The organism is Halalkalibacterium halodurans, from assembly GCF_004376175.1.
Lineage (GTDB): Bacteria > Bacillota > Bacilli > Bacillales > Bacillaceae_D > Halalkalibacterium > Halalkalibacterium halodurans.
Genome location: NZ_SNUY01000057.1, coordinates 1 through 15,090, shown reverse-complemented (window position 1 = coordinate 15,090; position 15,090 = coordinate 1). Strand labels below are relative to the sequence as shown.

Below are 15,090 nucleotides of genomic sequence, written 5' to 3'. Positions count from 1 at the left end.
TATCATTGCAGATCGATTCCACTTTTGTAGATATATCTACTGGGCACTTGACGGAGTAAGGAGAAGAGTACAAAAGGATTTTCATGCATATGACCGCAAGAAGTGTAAGCGAATGAAACATGTATTCCACAAGGAAAACAGCAGGTTGACAGAGGAAGAGCGTTGGTACTTGGATCGTTACTTAAAAATGTCAACAGAGCTTCAAAAGGCTTATGAATTAAAGGAAGCTTATCAGGACTGGTTTAAACGTTCCAAAGAAATAGGGGCAACCCAAATAGAAAGAGTCAAAAAGGAATTAAAAGCGATCTATAAATTAGTTAAGAATTCAGGGATACCAGAAATGTGCAGAGCTATAGGCACCTTCGAAAACTGGCAGACGGAAATTTTAAATAGCTTTGCGTATGGTTATTCAAATGGATTTTTAGAAGGGATTAATAATTCCACAAAGGTACTAAAGCGAAATGCATTTGGTTTTAGAAGCTATGAACGCTTTCGAGCAAAAATACTATTAACACATAAGTATAAAAGAATTGGGGTTCACATCGGTTAATGTTGTTTTGTGGCGAACGAGAAATTACGTTTTATTCGGTTGAAGGCTGGTACCAGCCTTCAACCGAATAAAAGGCCACCAAGCGTAGCGCGGTAGCCCTTCACCCCAACATTTGACGGAGAACCTTCTTTTGTAGCTCTTACAACAGGTCAACCACGTATTTCATGGAGGATTTTTTATTCGTATCACGAAATAGATAGGGGAGGTGCTACGAATGAAAGTGATCAAGAACGGAACGATATTAACAGGCACGGGAGAAACCATTAAACAGGGAACGCTTCTCATTCAGGACGGAAAGGTGCTAGAGGTGGGGCAGCGGGTAGACACTCCAGCCAATGCGAAGCTGATCGACGCAACAGGAAAGTATATTACCCCTGGTCTCATCGACGTTCATACCCATATAGGGGTGTTTTCAGAAGGGTTAGGCCGGACGGGCCACGATTTTAATGAAACGACAGCCGCCGCAACCCCATACATACGAGCCATTGATGGGATCTATCCGTTTGATCAAGGGTTCGAGGATGCGAGACAATCAGGTGTTACGACCGTACAAATCATGCCGGGAAGCGCTAATGTAATTGGCGGTGAAATGGTAACTGTCAAAACGGTGGGAACCGTAGTCGATGAGATGATTGTCCGTTCTCCATCTGGGATGAAAGCAGCGTTCGGGGAAAACCCGAAGAATGTCCATGGTGGAAAAGGAAAGCTCCCAGTGACACGGATGGGAGTTGCCGCTCTGTTTCGACAGCAATTGTATCAAGCGCAAGATTATTTGAAACGGTTTGAGAAGGGCGAACTAGAGAAGCGCGATCTTGGGATGGAGCAGTTAGCAAAAGTGTTGCGCAAGGAAATTCCGCTTCGCGTTCATGCCCATCGTGCAGATGATATTGCCACCGTTCTCCGAATGGTTGATGAATTTGATCTAGAAGCAACGATTGAACATTGCACGGAAGGGCATTTAATTGCCGACCATATAGCGAAATATAATGTGAAAGTGTCGGTCGGACCGACGATGACGTCCAGAACGAAACAAGAGTTAGTAAATAAAGGCTGGCATACGTTGATTGAATTGGAGAAGCACGGGATCCCCTTTTCAATTACAACGGATCATCCTGTAGTGACTATCAACCATCTCGTAACCTCAGCGATTCAAGCGGTAAAGGCTGGACTCTCTGAACAGTCTGCGTTTCAAGCCATTACCTTACGTGCAGCTGAGCACATAGGAGTTGAACAGCAAGTCGGTTCCCTTGAGAAAGGAAAGGATGGTGATTTTGTCATTTGGAGTGACCATCCATTTACAGCCACGGCTCAAGTAGAAGCTACGTATATTAATGGTAAGTGTGTGACAGGTTCCCACTGCTAAACAGATGCAAAGCCCATGGAACGAACTGCTCCATCGGCTTTGTCTTTTAATTATTCTTCTAAATAACGTCTCGCGCTATGATAGCTCCCTGCATAGCTTGATTCGTCAATGGTGACAATTTCAACTGTGCTAGCCGAGTTTGGTGAATGAATCATTTTCCCATCACCAATATACATCCCTACATGATGAACCGCACCTGTGCCCCCGTTACGGGCAAAAAAGACAAGGTCTCCTTTTTGTAAATGCTCCCGTTCGACGTACGTACCATATCGAGCTTGGACACTAGAGTCCCGTGGGATTGTAATACCATGGGCTCGATAAATAGTATGGGTGAATCCGGAGCAATCGAAGCCAAATCCAGATACCCCGGCCCATAGATACGGAAGGTCGAGAAACAATTCGGCTGTTTCTAATAGATCATCCGCCGTTGGGGCAGGGATATCGTCTTCTGATTGATAGATTTCCACATCTGTTCGAGCAAACCACTTCGTCCCATCGCTTGGGGTCATGACAAGAACGCGATCACGAAAGGCTGCGAGGACAGGAAGCCTTGTATTAAAGCTTACCTCCATAAATTCTTTTGTCAGTCCTTGATTGCTATAAAGGAAAGCAGTTGGCGCTGTTACCGTCGCAAATGGTCTGCGTTCCAACTGTTGAAACTTTTTGCTTTGGATAAGCTGCTCTTTTGGAACCCATCCGGGATAACCGGCTTCTTCTCGAGGCGTCGGTTGGCCTACAACAGCGATTTTCACCCAGTCCCCTTGCTCTTCTAAAATATGAACCTTCATCCCATACAACGCTTGCGTCTCTAATTTTCCAACAAGCCATAGTTTTTCTTCATAGGTCATGTTCTTTGTCCATTTCCATGGATCAACAGGATTTGTAAGGGACGGAAGGTCCACATCGCGAGCGATATTAGGCTCCACCCAGACGGTTAAGACGGATACATCCACATAGGCGGTCGTTTCTTTTGTTGGGTCCTTTGCATAGGTAGTAGATCCAAAGGAAAACACTGGTGCAACAACGAGCAAAAACATTAAAATCCACTTGCCTATTTTCATGAAAAATCTACTCCTTTCAATTGTTCAATGAAGAGGGTGCCTTCACTGGAGAAGATGGTTCATGATAGAAAACGGTTCCCTTTTCATAAAGTAAATGGGGAGATGGAGGCTCTTCCATTAACCATAATGGAGCGTCTAAATCTACCATTGTGATGTTTGGGTGAGTGCTAGCCAACGCTGCCGCTGCAGCCACGGACCAGCTTGACTCCATCATGCTTCCGATCATGCACGGGAGGTCTGCGGCTTGCGCTAGGTCGGCAATCACACGGGCTTCATTCAATCCTCCGCATTTCATCAATTTTATGTTCAGCATATCTGCTGCTTGTGCTTGGATAATGCGGAGGGCTGCAGTCCGGGTCGTGCAGCTTTCATCAGCCATTATCGGTGTTGCCACATGATCACGAACGTATCGAAGCCCTTCTAAATCATGGGCTTTGACGGGCTGTTCGACAAATTGAACAGGGACTGCCTGTGCTTCCAGTTGGCGGATAAATTGTACAGCTTCCTTCGGTGACCACGCTTGATTCGCATCTATTCGGAAGATCACCCCCTTTTCGGCAGAATGGCTAAGATGAAGAATGCGTTCTAAGTCTTCTACTCCATTCGTTCCAACTTTGATTTTCACCGTTTGAAACCCATGATTCAGATGGCGAAGCATTTGTTGTTCCATCGCTATTTTTTCGTCTAGACTGACCGTCATGTCGTTTTCTAATGGTATAGAAGCCCCGCCTAGTAGTTGTAGCAAGCTAATGCCGAGAGACTGGGCGTACGCATGGTGAAGCGCGATATCGACTGCAGCTTTAGCACTTGTGTTCCCGGCGCAGCTATTTTGAACGGTTTGAAGCGCTTCTTGAAAGGACATGGAGCGAGCCATCAATGCTGTCATGATCGGTCCGTTAATGGCTGCAATCATGCTTTCCTTTGATTCACCTGTGATCGGAAAAGTCGGGGCTGCGCTTCCTCGTCCTATGGCGCCTGATTCAAGCGTGATGATGACATGGATGACCTCTATTTCCGTCACGGTGCGCAAGGCGGTGACAAACGGCTCTTTTAATGCGTAAGTTTGTTCATGAATCGAGAAAGTACGAATGTTCACGTTTAACCTTCTTTCTATAGTCTTGATAAGATCTCAGCTGTAAGGACACCGAACCATGTCCCCATAAATCCTCCGATGAGTGCCATAATGACCCCAACAGGAATCAGAGCCCGATTAAAGGCCCCTGCTAATACAGGTGCTGATACCATACCGCCGATGTTCGCTAGGCTAGCAACACCAAGCGTAAACAGATCGAGCTTAAACAATTTGGCGAACCCGAATAGAATCAAGCCGTGGAAGAGCAAAACCATAAATCCGGCGATAATGTACACAGGAATTTCTCCAATGGAGGAGAAATCGGCCCCTGAGGCAATGATCGCAACAATCGTATACAACATGACACGACCGATGTCCATTGAACCTGGAATCGACGCAAACGGTGTTAAGGCTAAAAGAAGTCCGACGATCGATACGATGAGAATCGTCCACGTCATCGCATTTATCCCTGTACCAATTTGAGGGAGGTTCTCACCAATAACGGTGGCCAAAGCGGCTATAAAGAGCGAGAAACCAAGGAGACCGATCATATGAACAAAGGTCGTAGGTTCCCGCTTTTCATCGGTGACGGTTGCTGCAATTTCTTGACTCATGCTTTCTAATTTGCTCGTATCAGCTTTTGTCCATCGATTAAACATACGCTCAAATGGAACGAGCCAGAACATCACCATCACCCAAAACGAATAGTTGATCGTATCCATAATCAATGCATAGCCAAAAATGGTTTCAGGCACGGCTAAAATGTCTTGCAAGGCGACCATGTTGGCCGATCCACCAGTCCATGAACCAGCTAATGCAGAGAAGGCGCGCCACGTATCATCGAGGAAAAAGCTTTGCATCACAAGGTAGGTAAGGGTGAACCCTAAAACGATACTAAAGGCAGCGACAAAATAAGTAATTAATAGTTTTGGTCCGAGTTTGATAATTTTACGAAGGTCACATTGAAGAAGCATAAGTAAAATCATGGCGGGTAGCAGGGCGTTGCGCACCCCATAGCTCGTGTTGCTTAACGATTCTGAATCGCCAAATAAACCAAAGGTGTTCATAAAGGCAGCACCTAAATAAATGAGGACGATGGCTGGTACATATTTGAAAAATTTTCCGCCAATTTTGTACTCTGCCCATACGATGAGGGCGGTCATCCCGATGAGGATCGATAGAAACAAAAAGCCGTTTTCAATCATTTAAACATCGCTCCTTTTCAGTAAATCTAGGAAAGTATTGAGAAAAGTCAGAGCCCCCTTTCTTAATAGAAATATAAAAAACCCAGCTAAATTCTTCATTGAAGAATTTAGCTGGGTTTCATCCGGTAAGGATCAAGCAGCTAGACGGTATGAAGCTGTTGAAATTTTTGGCTGGCGTTGCGTAACGCAACAATGATCGCTTTTTGCGAAGAGCCGTGATAGCGGTCTTCAATGATTTGAATTATAGTTTCTGGCTCAAGTATGTTTTGACCGATGAGCAGGTGGCGAATAAACGTACTCGTTAATGGAAGGATGGATGAGACATCCGCATCAACGATTTTCCCTGTCTTTCGGTCGACAACAAAGCCGATAAAAAAGATTTTATATTGTTGTGTAATCGGATTGTTAGACGGTGACTTCGCTTCACCAACGATATAAATAGAGTCTTGATCAAACAAAAGGGTCACCTGCTTCTCAATACTGATTGGTCTTGGGGGCAAACCAAAGACCAGAGTATGAGTTTCTGAATATTATGATAATCGATCATCCGCTCATTTGCAAGCAAATTTTAGTCGTTTACCTAAAGAGATGGTGACATAGAGGTAACAAACATTACATCATCTTTACTTTGTCCTCGTCCTATGCTGTGATATAGTGAAAGTAGGATGAAAGCCCCTCAGTTCTGGTGTTTTGAAACAAGACTTGCTGAAGGGAGCAGGGATATGGCCAATTTCAATCAATTAACGAAAGAAGAAAGGGAAGCGATTCAATCGATTCAAGATAAGATTAATCAAACGGAGTCTGAACAGGATCGAAGAAAGCTAATTACACAATTGACACTCATTCTTGAAAAATCTCGGCTCAGGATAAAAAGTGAAAACAAAAAGGAGCAGAGCTAATTTTATCATCTGTAGGAGGCAATCATGAAGCTAACGGTGATCGGTTACTGGCATGGTTATCCAGGGCGAGAAGGGGCAACATCTGGCTATTTGCTCGAACAAGGTGAAACGAAGCTTTTGCTCGATTGCGGCAGTGGGGTGCTGTCACATGTGCAAGCCTATTGTCCTCTGGAGGAGCTCGATGGCATCGTCCTTTCCCATTATCATCAAGATCACATGGCTGATATCGGTGTGTTTCATTATGCTCGTCTGCTTCAAGCGGGACAAGGTCGAATAAAAAAGCAAGCGACCATCTATGGCCATCGTGACGACCCAGAGACTTTTTCTTCTTTAAGCTATAAGCACGTCGTTCGGTCAGAGACGTATGACGGACTAAACCCGAAGGTTATCGGTCCATTTCAATTTTCATTTTTTAAAACGAAGCATCCCGTTCCTTGCTATGCGATGCGGATTGAAGTCGAAGGCCAATCGCTCGTTTACACGGCAGATACGAGCTATTTTGCGGAATTAGCCAATTTCGCTGAAGGCTGTGATTTATTAATTGCAGAATGTAGCGCCTATGGAGGAACCGACTTGTCTGATTACGGTCATATGAACAGCTTCGATGTCGGGATTTTGGCTGAGCGCACCAACGCTCGTCAACTATTACTTACCCATCTGCCTCATCATGGACAGCACGAACAGCTTGTAGCTGAGGTAAAAACAAAATACCAAGGGGAAATTTTTTTGGCGAATACTGGCTGGGTGAAAGAATGGTAAACATTCTAGCTCCCTACTCTACAAACCGCGCGTTGCTAGCTGGTTAACTGCAACGCTATTTATTTTGTCGGGAGGTTGGAGATGAGAACAGAAAAAGAAAAAATGCTAGCAGGAGAACGATATAAGGCATGGGATCCAGAGCTAGTCAAGGATCGAGAGAGGGCAAGACGGTTAACACGTCTGTTTAATCAAACGACAGAAACTGAGGAGAAGCAGCGAACGGAATTGATCAAAGAGCTGTTCGGCTCTATGGGAGAAAGCGTCAATATTGAACCAACATTTCGATGTGATTATGGCTATAACATCCATGTAGGGAACAACTTTTTTGCCAATTTTGATTGTGTTATTTTAGATGTTTGTGAAGTGCGAATTGGCGCAAACTGTATGCTTGCTCCGGGAGTCCATATTTATACAGCTACCCACCCCATTCACCCACTTGAGCGAGTGGAGGGTCCTGAATATGGAAAACCGGTTACGATCCGGAATAATGTTTGGATTGGTGGCCGAGCGATCGTTAATCCTGGAGTGACGATAGGAAATAATGCTGTTATTGCCTCGGGATCAGTAGTAACGAAAGATGTTCCAGAAAATGTAGTTGTTGCTGGAAATCCTGCCAAAGTTATTCAAACGATTGACGTGTAAATTTCTGTTATAAACCTTACTTGTCTGGCAAATAGGGTTTTCTTTATATATTAGACGAATTTACAAACACTTAACATAAAATATATGTACTAATAGTTGCGTATATAAGTATATGTTTATATACTGATGATGGATAGGGAAAGTGAGGTGTAATCCATGGCGTCTGTAAAACAGCAAATGGAGGTTGCAACTGCGGCCAAAGTGTTAAAATTGCTTGGAGATAAAACGAGGTTAACGATGGTGGCCCTGATGCTTGAAGACGAGTGCTGTGTCTGCGAATTTGTTGAGCTGTTCCAAATGAGTCAGCCTTCGATTAGCCAACACCTTCGCAAGCTTCGCGACGTGGGCTTAATCGAGGAAGAACGGCGAGGCCAATGGATCTTTTTTCGTGTGAATAAAAAGCATGAAGCATACGACATGGTCGCGTCGTTACTTAACCATATCCCAGACCAGACAGAAAGATTAAGAGAACTAGAAAAAGACGGTTTGCGAGTATGTTGTGATTAAAAAAACCTAAGAATGGGAGTGGAGACGTTTGTCCTCTGTGATTGTAGCATCCCTCATTTTCCTGTTTACGCTTGTGCTCGTTATCTGGCAGCCACGCGGGCTATCAATCGGGTGGTCAGCAACCATTGGAGCAGTGCTTGCCCTGCTTGCTGGTGTCGTTGATTTTGCTGATGTTCAAGCGGTGACGGGAATTGTGTGGAATGCGACATTAACGTTTGTTGCCATTATTATTATTTCCCTTATTTTGGATGAGATTGGCTTTTTTGAATGGTCTGCTCTCCATATGGCCCGTGTGGCAAATGGGAGTGGGATTAAAATGTTCTTGTATATTACGTTATTAGGGGCGATTGTTGCAGCCTTATTTGCGAATGACGGGGCGGCTCTTATTTTAACGCCAATCGTTCTCGCCATGGTGCGAGCGCTAAAGTTTAAGGAAGCGATGGTGCTTCCATTTGTTATGGCGAGCGGCTTTATCGCCGATACAACATCGTTGCCGTTAATCGTAAGTAACTTGGTGAATATCGTGTCTGCCGATTTTTTCAACATTGGCTTTGTCGAGTATGCGACAAGAATGGTCGTGCCGAACCTTTTTGCATTAGCTGCTAGCATCGTGGTGCTATATCTTTATTTTCGAAAGGATATGCCAAAAACTTACGACCTGTCACAGTTAAAAAAGCCACATGAAGCGATTAAGGATAAGGCGATGTTTAAACTCTCATGGGTTATTCTCGCTGTCCTACTCATTGGCTATTTCGTCAGTGAGTTTGTTCATATCCCTGTTTCCTTTGTCGCGATGCCAATTGCCTTTGTGTTTTATCTCATTTTCCGGAGAGCGAGTGGAAAAAACAAAGCGCTGAATACGACTGGAATTATAAAAGGTGCCCCATGGGCGATCGTCGTATTCTCCATCGGGATGTACGTTGTTGTTTACGGTCTGCGCAATGTTGGCTTAACTAATATTCTGGCCGACATTATTGAACTTGCAGCGGCCCAAGGGTTGTTTGCCGGTACGATGGCGATGGGATTTATTGCTGCCATCTTATCTTCCCTTATGAATAACATGCCTACGGTCATGATTAACGCCTTAGCGATTGCTGATACAAATACTATGGGGATCATGCGGGAAGCGCTCATTTACGCCAATGTTATAGGTTCGGACCTTGGACCGAAAATTACGCCGATTGGCTCATTAGCCACCTTATTATGGCTCCATGTTTTATCGAAAAAAGGGATGAAAATTACGTGGGGTTACTACTTTAAAGTTGGAATCATTCTGACTGTACCAACCTTATTTATTACATTGGTCGGTCTTTACTTATGGCTAATGCTTATTTCATAACGACAGAAAAAGGAGTTGGAGAGAGCAATGAATAAAAAGGTGATTTACTTTCTATGCACAGGAAATTCTTGCCGGAGTCAAATGGCCGAAGGGTGGGGGAAAAAATATTTAGGAGACGAATGGGACGTCTATTCAGCTGGGATTGAAGCCCATGGTGTTAATCCGAACGCTGTGAAAGCAATGAAGGAAATTGGAATTGATATTTCCGAGCAGACGTCGGATACAATTGATCAAGAGTTATTGCAAAAAGCCGACCTAGTCGTCACCCTTTGCGGGCACGCAGCGGACGTATGTCCTGCAACCCCTTCGAACAAAGAGAGAGTGCATTGGGGATTTGATGATCCAGCAAAAGCGGAAGGAACCGATGAAGAAAAATGGGCTGTCTTCTGTCGGGTACGCGATGAAATTGGCGAGCGCATTAAAACATTTGCTGAAACAGGAAAATAACCACTGGTCTCCTATGATGCTGATGTCATAGGAGGTTATTTTTTATGTTATGATAAAAAAATGAAGGACGTGGGGAACGTAACTTTACTTCAGCCGAATGACATGTGCGACATGGTTCGCGCTGTTGACAATAATGGCCTGAGCTGGGTGTTCATAAGAAATGATACTTTCACCGACACGTACTTTCTGCATAGCCCCTAGCGCATAAATGACATCATCGGCCATCGTTTGCAAGTAACCTCGCTTTTCTTGGGAAGACAACCTTCCCCATTCCTCAGCGCTCATTCCTATAAACTCGTACGTTTTGTCAACAAGCAGTAAGGCATCAGATAAATGATCAACAAGATTGATATAATCTCTTACAAATGAAACATCCATATGAACCATCCTTTCTGAGCAACTGTATTTTTCAATGTACCCTCGTCGAATGAATTATTATCATATTACCCTTCTAGAAAGAATGTCATCCGAAAGAGCAAAAAACGTTTCACTAATTCGTTAATATTGAACTTTTAAAGAAGGATTAGAGGATCGATCATCTAAAAAGCGAAAGGATAGATTGACTATGAAATTTTTCAGGTGATTGCAGTAGAAGAGAAAAACCTTCTATCCTTAAGCGATCGTAAACCATTCATGAAGGGAGAATTGAGATGACAAAACGACCGGTTGATCAATAAAGCGGTGGGAAGTTGGCTTCGGGAAGCAGGAAAAAAAGATGAAAATAGGCTTAAACAATTTTTAGACAAGTTTGGAGCTATCATGCCTCGAGTAACTCTCCGATACGCTTTAGAAAAATTTGATAAAGACACAAAGGAATATTACATGAGTTTAAAAAAGTTTTAGTCTGAAAATCACTAGAGCATCAGAGAAAGTTAATCAAAAAAAATTGATTTAACACTTGCATAAACTAACAGGCATCGTGTAAACTAACAATAAATCAAAAAAAGTTGATAAAGGAGGTGCACAATGGATATCGAGCTTATTCCAGTAAAGCCAGACTTTAAGATATTTGAGCAAAAATTTAAAGCATTAGCCGATGAAAAACGTTTATTACTCATGTATGAGTTATGCCAACATCATGAGGTCTGTGTTTGTGATTTACAACAGATGATGAACTTACCTCAATCGAAATTATCATATCATCTGAAGATTTTGCTCGATGCTGACTTAATTGAACGTCAGAAGCGAGGTCAATGGAACTATTATCGCTTGAAAGACCAAACAGTTAAAGCATTACTCTCTGAACAATTGTGCTGTGTTTTTCGCCCGCAGTAGAGGGAATGCAAGTTGGACAGAGGGTTTGCTCCTTTCTTTTTCCTTTTATGCTCGCCAATAGGCGATTTTTCTTCAGTTATTAAATCAAAAAAAATTGATATAAGGTGGCGGTTAAACATGAATTCTTTACCTGTAGCAATCATTGGTGGAGGGCCTGTCGGATTAGCGGCGGCAGCTCATTTAGCGGTTCGGGACGTTCCGTTTGTTTTATTTGAAGGAAAAAGTGAAGTCGGAGCTTCGATTTTAGAATGGAAGCACGTTTCATTGTTTTCTCCTTGGAAATATAACATCGACAGAGCAGCAAAATCTCTGTTAGAGAAAGAAAGCTGGAAAGAGCCCGCTGGAGACCACTTACCGACAGGAGAACAATTGGTTCGAGATTATTTACAGCCACTTGCTGAAACGAAGGCATTAAAGCCGTATATTTACACGAATGCACCGGTTCAGTCGATTTATCGAAAAGGTATCGATAAAATCAAGGATCACAATCGGGAAAACACACCGTTTATCATTCGCTACAAGCAAGATAACGACCAAAAGACTCTTAGGGCGAGGGCGGTGATTGATGCTACAGGGACATGGTTCTCCCCTAATCCGATCGGGGCTGGTGGGGTACCAGCCATTGGCGAGCAGGAGGCGAAAGACTCGATTTATTATGGTATTCCTGATGTAAAGGGAAAAGATCGCAGCCGTTATGAAGGGAAAACGATACTTGTTGTAGGAAGTGGCCACTCTGCGATTCATACATTGCTTGATTTAGCTCAATTAAAGGAAGCCGCTCCATCCACTCGGATCTTATGGGCGATTCGCAGAAACAGTCCGAATGGGTTGTTTGGTGGCGGGCAGGAAGACGCATTACCGGCACGAGGCCAGCTTGGATTAGCGTTAGAAGCCTTGCTATCGAAACAGAAGGTGGAGTTGATCTCTTCATTTGAAATGGAGCAAATTGACCGAGTGGAAGGTCGTTTAAGCATAGTTGGGGTACAAAATGAATCCCCTATTTCCCTCCCGCTTGTAGATGAAATTGTGGCCAATACAGGTGCAAGACCAACCGTTGACTATCACCGGGACATTCGCTATCAACTGGATTCGAAGCTAGAAAGTGTGCCAGCATTAGCACCTCTCATCGATCCGAACATTCATAGCTGCGGTACAGTGAGACCCCACGGGGAAAAGGAGCTTAGACAACCGGAAAAAAATTTCTATATTGCTGGCGTAAAAAGCTACGGGAGGGCACCGACCTTTTTGCTTGCCACAGGTTATGAGCAAGTACGTTCGATTGTTGCATCACTTGCAGGGAGCAAGAAAGAAGCCGAACGTGTGGAGCTTCAATTACCAAAGACAGGTGTATGTAAAAGCGACTTTCTGGCAAAAAGATCTTGCTGCTAATAGAATGAGCACCGTAACACAGGGACTGCCTCTACATTGTTATGAAAGAGGCGGTCTTTTTACGGTTTAAGCGAATACGACCACATAAGAGGACAAAATTTCTAGTAAATCTAGTAAAAACACGATGGTTAGACAAGGTTCGTCTCCCGTTTACAAAACCTTTACGTTTAGTATATATGTGATTAATATTTTCTCTCTATACTACGGATTGTGGAGGGACAAAAACCATGTCGCTCAAAATAGTAAACAACCGTATAAAAAAGGGAGGACAATTCTGTGAATGTCAAAAAGTTCATGCTATTACTTACTATGACGGTGCTTATGGTCATCGTTGCTGCGTGTGGATCGGGAGAAGATACACAAGCAGAGCCAGGGGATGAAGAAACAACGGAAGCTCCTGAAGAAACGACAGAGGAGGCTACTGGAAGCGATGAGCTTGAAGGTAGTGTTGTCGTTGATGGTTCTGGTACGGTTTATCCGTTAATGGCAGCCATTGCTGAAGAGTATATGATAAGCGAGCAACCGAACGTTTCAGTAGAGGTAAGCCGCGCTGGAACAAGTGCTGGATTTGGTAAATTTCTCGTAGAAAACGGAACAGACTTCAACGATGCGTCTCGTCAGATCAAGGACGAAGAGAAAGAAACGGCAGAAGAGCTTGGAATAGACGTTCAAGAATTCAAAGTTGCTTTAGACGGTCTTACATTTGTCATTCACCCAGACAACGACTGGGCGACAGAGTTAACAAAAGAAGAGCTAATCAGCATTTTCGCTGCAGACGGTGGAGTGGAAAAATGGTCTGACATCCGCCCAGAGTTTCCAGATGAAGAAATTAATCCTATGGGACCTAACGAAAACCACGGTACGTATGAGTTTTTCTATGAAGTCATTATGGAAGAGCAAGATCTTGTAGATAACGTTAACTTGCAGCAAGAATATTCTACTCTTGTTAACCTAGTATCTGAAGATCCAAATGCGATCGCGTTTTTTGGCTTCGGTTATTATGTGAACAACCAAGATCAACTAGGAGCTGTTCATGTTGACTTCGGTGATGGACCAGTTGAGCCTAATCTAGAGACGATTGCAGAAGATGGTGATTATGCACCATTTACTCGTCCAGTGTTCACATATTTAAACGTAAATCATGCGAAAGAAAAGCCAGAAGTGCTAGACTTTGCTCTATTCGTTGTAAACAATGTAAACGAATTTGCCGGCGAAACTGGATTTGCACCATTACCTGAAGAAGAAGTTCAAGAGTATGTGAATTTCTTAGAAGGACTAAAATAAAACAATTGTGTACGAGCATAGGATGAGAGCTTGAAAAAGTTCTCATCTTCTTGCTTGCATTTGATTTAAGAAAAAAATTTTAGCAGTGAAGGTCATTTAACGTAGACAAAATTTTAGGTGGAAGTATAAGTGCAACTGCCGCTCTGTTGCCCTTTAAAGGCTTTGGTAATCACCGAATTTTCTTTATCTATTGCTACAAGGGATGGAAGGAGTGATCTCCATGAATAACAACAGCGAATTAAATGTCAGGGGCGCTGTCGATGTAAGGGAGATGATTGAAAAAAACAGGCAGACGAAGAGCTTGGCGAATTTAGCAGAAAAGTTAATTCCAAAATGTCTCCTTGTGATTGCGACGGTCTCGATTCTGACAACGATTGGAATTTTATATACGTTATTACATGAAACGATTGAGTTTTTTAGTCGAATACCGATCGTTGACTTTTTCACAGGGACAGTACTTAAGCCTTTAAGTCAAAATCCCGAATTTGGCGTGCTGCCGTTGTTGACAGGGACGTTAATTTCTACAGTCATTGCGATGGTGGTTGCCATTCCGATCGGTTTAATGACAGCGATCTTTTTAAGTGAATATGCGTCTGATCGCTTGCGGCGAACGTTGAAGCCAATGCTCGAAGTGTTGGCGGGAATTCCCACCATCGTCTATGGTTTCTTTGCATTCACATTTGTGACTCCCTTATTACGACACGTTGTTCCTGGATTGGAAGCAACGAATATATTAAGTCCTGGAATTGTCATGGGCATTATGATCATCCCAATGGTTGCCTCCCTCTCTGAGGATGCTATGAGCTCTGTACCCAATGCTATGCGTGAAGGAGCACTTGCACTCGGGGCAACAAAGCTAGAAGTAACGACTAAAGTCGTAATCCCTGCAGCTATTTCTGGAATTGTCGCTTCGTTTGTTCTTGGGTTTTCAAGAGCGATTGGTGAGACGATGATCGTCACGATCGCAAGCGGCAGCTCGAAAAACTTTACATTCGATGTGACGCAATCGATGCAAACAATGACGGCTTATATTGTGGAAGTGACAGGAGGAGACGCTCCAGCTGGCTCGACGATTTACTATAGCTTGTATGCTGTAGCGATGACGCTGTTCGTCTTTACCTTCCTTATGAACCTACTTGCTCGTTACATCTCTCGCAGATTTAGGTAGTGTCAAAAGTTCTATGAAAAACTAGCACGGTTCATACTACCTACCATTTATTAGGTGGAAATGCCACGCTATCGCTCTTGACAAACACACCAATGGTTTATTCAGAGGTCAATCAAGGGCGAAGGGAACA

17 protein-coding genes and 1 pseudogene are annotated in these 15,090 nt (G+C 43.5%); 13 read left to right on the top strand and 5 right to left on the bottom strand.

The features are described 5' to 3' along the window. A pseudogene (locus E2L07_RS15845) lies at positions 1–550 on the top strand (ISL3-like element IS652 family transposase); the annotation flags it as partial. A 214-nt stretch (positions 551–764) separates the two neighbouring features. Further along, positions 765–1,913, top strand: a complete 1,149-nt coding sequence (locus E2L07_RS15840) for an amidohydrolase (protein WP_053430599.1) — start codon at positions 765–767, stop codon at positions 1,911–1,913. 50 nt (positions 1,914–1,963) lie between these two features. Here the strand turns inward: E2L07_RS15840 and E2L07_RS15835 are convergent, their stop codons facing one another. The 4 genes from E2L07_RS15835 to E2L07_RS15820 form a co-directional block, all read right to left on the bottom strand. Continuing rightward, on the bottom strand, positions 1,964–2,974 hold the full coding sequence (locus E2L07_RS15835; protein WP_053430600.1) for a C40 family peptidase: 1,011 nt from the start codon (positions 2,972–2,974) through the stop codon (positions 1,964–1,966). 16 nt (positions 2,975–2,990) lie between these two features. After that, a complete protein-coding gene (locus E2L07_RS15830) occupies positions 2,991–4,070 on the bottom strand; it encodes a dipeptide epimerase (protein WP_010899150.1) in 1,080 nt (359 codons plus the stop codon). Positions 4,071–4,084: 14 nt separating this feature from the next. Continuing rightward, on the bottom strand, positions 4,085–5,251 hold the full coding sequence (locus tag E2L07_RS15825; RefSeq protein WP_010899149.1) for a DUF819 family protein: 1,167 nt from the start codon (positions 5,249–5,251) through the stop codon (positions 4,085–4,087). Positions 5,252–5,391: 140 nt separating this feature from the next. Then, positions 5,392–5,709 (bottom strand): DUF3870 domain-containing protein, encoded by a 318-nt coding sequence (locus E2L07_RS15820; protein WP_010899148.1) that lies wholly within the window; start codon positions 5,707–5,709, stop codon positions 5,392–5,394. 264 nt (positions 5,710–5,973) lie between these two features. Here E2L07_RS15820 and E2L07_RS20905 point away from each other — a divergent pair, with 264 nt between their 5' ends. The 6 genes from E2L07_RS20905 (at position 5,974) to arsC (ending at position 9,844) form a co-directional block, all read left to right on the top strand. After that, positions 5,974–6,150 (top strand): hypothetical protein, encoded by a 177-nt coding sequence (locus E2L07_RS20905; protein ID WP_010899147.1) that lies wholly within the window; start codon positions 5,974–5,976, stop codon positions 6,148–6,150. Positions 6,151–6,174: 24 nt separating this feature from the next. Further along, positions 6,175–6,909 (top strand): MBL fold metallo-hydrolase, encoded by a 735-nt coding sequence (locus E2L07_RS15815; RefSeq protein ID WP_010899146.1) that lies wholly within the window; start codon positions 6,175–6,177, stop codon positions 6,907–6,909. Between the two features lie 81 nt (positions 6,910–6,990). Then, entirely contained in the window at positions 6,991–7,551 is a 561-nt protein-coding gene (locus E2L07_RS15810; protein ID WP_010899145.1) for a sugar O-acetyltransferase, read from the top strand. Positions 7,552–7,707: 156 nt separating this feature from the next. Further along, positions 7,708–8,058 (top strand): ArsR/SmtB family transcription factor, encoded by a 351-nt coding sequence (locus tag E2L07_RS15805; RefSeq protein WP_053430601.1) that lies wholly within the window; start codon positions 7,708–7,710, stop codon positions 8,056–8,058. Positions 8,059–8,086: 28 nt separating this feature from the next. After that, a complete protein-coding gene (locus E2L07_RS15800) occupies positions 8,087–9,397 on the top strand; it encodes an arsenic transporter (RefSeq protein ID WP_010899143.1) in 1,311 nt (436 codons plus the stop codon). Between the two features lie 27 nt (positions 9,398–9,424). Next, a complete protein-coding gene (gene arsC / locus E2L07_RS15795; RefSeq protein WP_053430602.1) occupies positions 9,425–9,844 on the top strand; it encodes an arsenate reductase (thioredoxin) in 420 nt (139 codons plus the stop codon). 84 nt (positions 9,845–9,928) lie between these two features. On the opposite strand, the gene E2L07_RS15790 is transcribed toward arsC, so the two are convergent. Further along, a complete protein-coding gene (locus E2L07_RS15790; RefSeq protein ID WP_053430603.1) occupies positions 9,929–10,222 on the bottom strand; it encodes a hypothetical protein in 294 nt (97 codons plus the stop codon). A gap of 288 nt (positions 10,223–10,510) precedes the next feature. Between E2L07_RS15790 and E2L07_RS15785 the strand changes: the two genes are divergently transcribed. The 5 genes from E2L07_RS15785 to pstC all read left to right on the top strand — a co-directional run bounded on the left by E2L07_RS15785 (position 10,511) and on the right by pstC (position 14,960). Beyond that, positions 10,511–10,687 carry a DNA alkylation repair protein gene (locus E2L07_RS15785; RefSeq protein WP_083445475.1) on the top strand — a complete coding sequence of 59 codons (177 nt, stop codon included), beginning with the start codon at positions 10,511–10,513 and terminating at the stop codon, positions 10,685–10,687. 123 nt (positions 10,688–10,810) lie between these two features. Next, a complete protein-coding gene (locus tag E2L07_RS15780) occupies positions 10,811–11,119 on the top strand; it encodes an ArsR/SmtB family transcription factor (protein ID WP_010899140.1) in 309 nt (102 codons plus the stop codon). A gap of 117 nt (positions 11,120–11,236) precedes the next feature. Continuing rightward, complete coding sequence (locus E2L07_RS15775; protein WP_083445476.1) at positions 11,237–12,508, top strand: NAD(P)-binding domain-containing protein; 1,272 nt, start codon at positions 11,237–11,239, stop codon at positions 12,506–12,508. Between the two features lie 276 nt (positions 12,509–12,784). Beyond that, positions 12,785–13,792, top strand: a complete 1,008-nt coding sequence (locus E2L07_RS15770) for a PstS family phosphate ABC transporter substrate-binding protein (protein WP_010899138.1) — start codon at positions 12,785–12,787, stop codon at positions 13,790–13,792. Between the two features lie 220 nt (positions 13,793–14,012). Next, positions 14,013–14,960, top strand: coding sequence for a phosphate ABC transporter permease subunit PstC (pstC, locus tag E2L07_RS15765; RefSeq protein WP_134230044.1), 948 nt, complete (start codon positions 14,013–14,015; stop codon positions 14,958–14,960). Positions 14,961–15,090 lie beyond the last annotated feature (130 nt).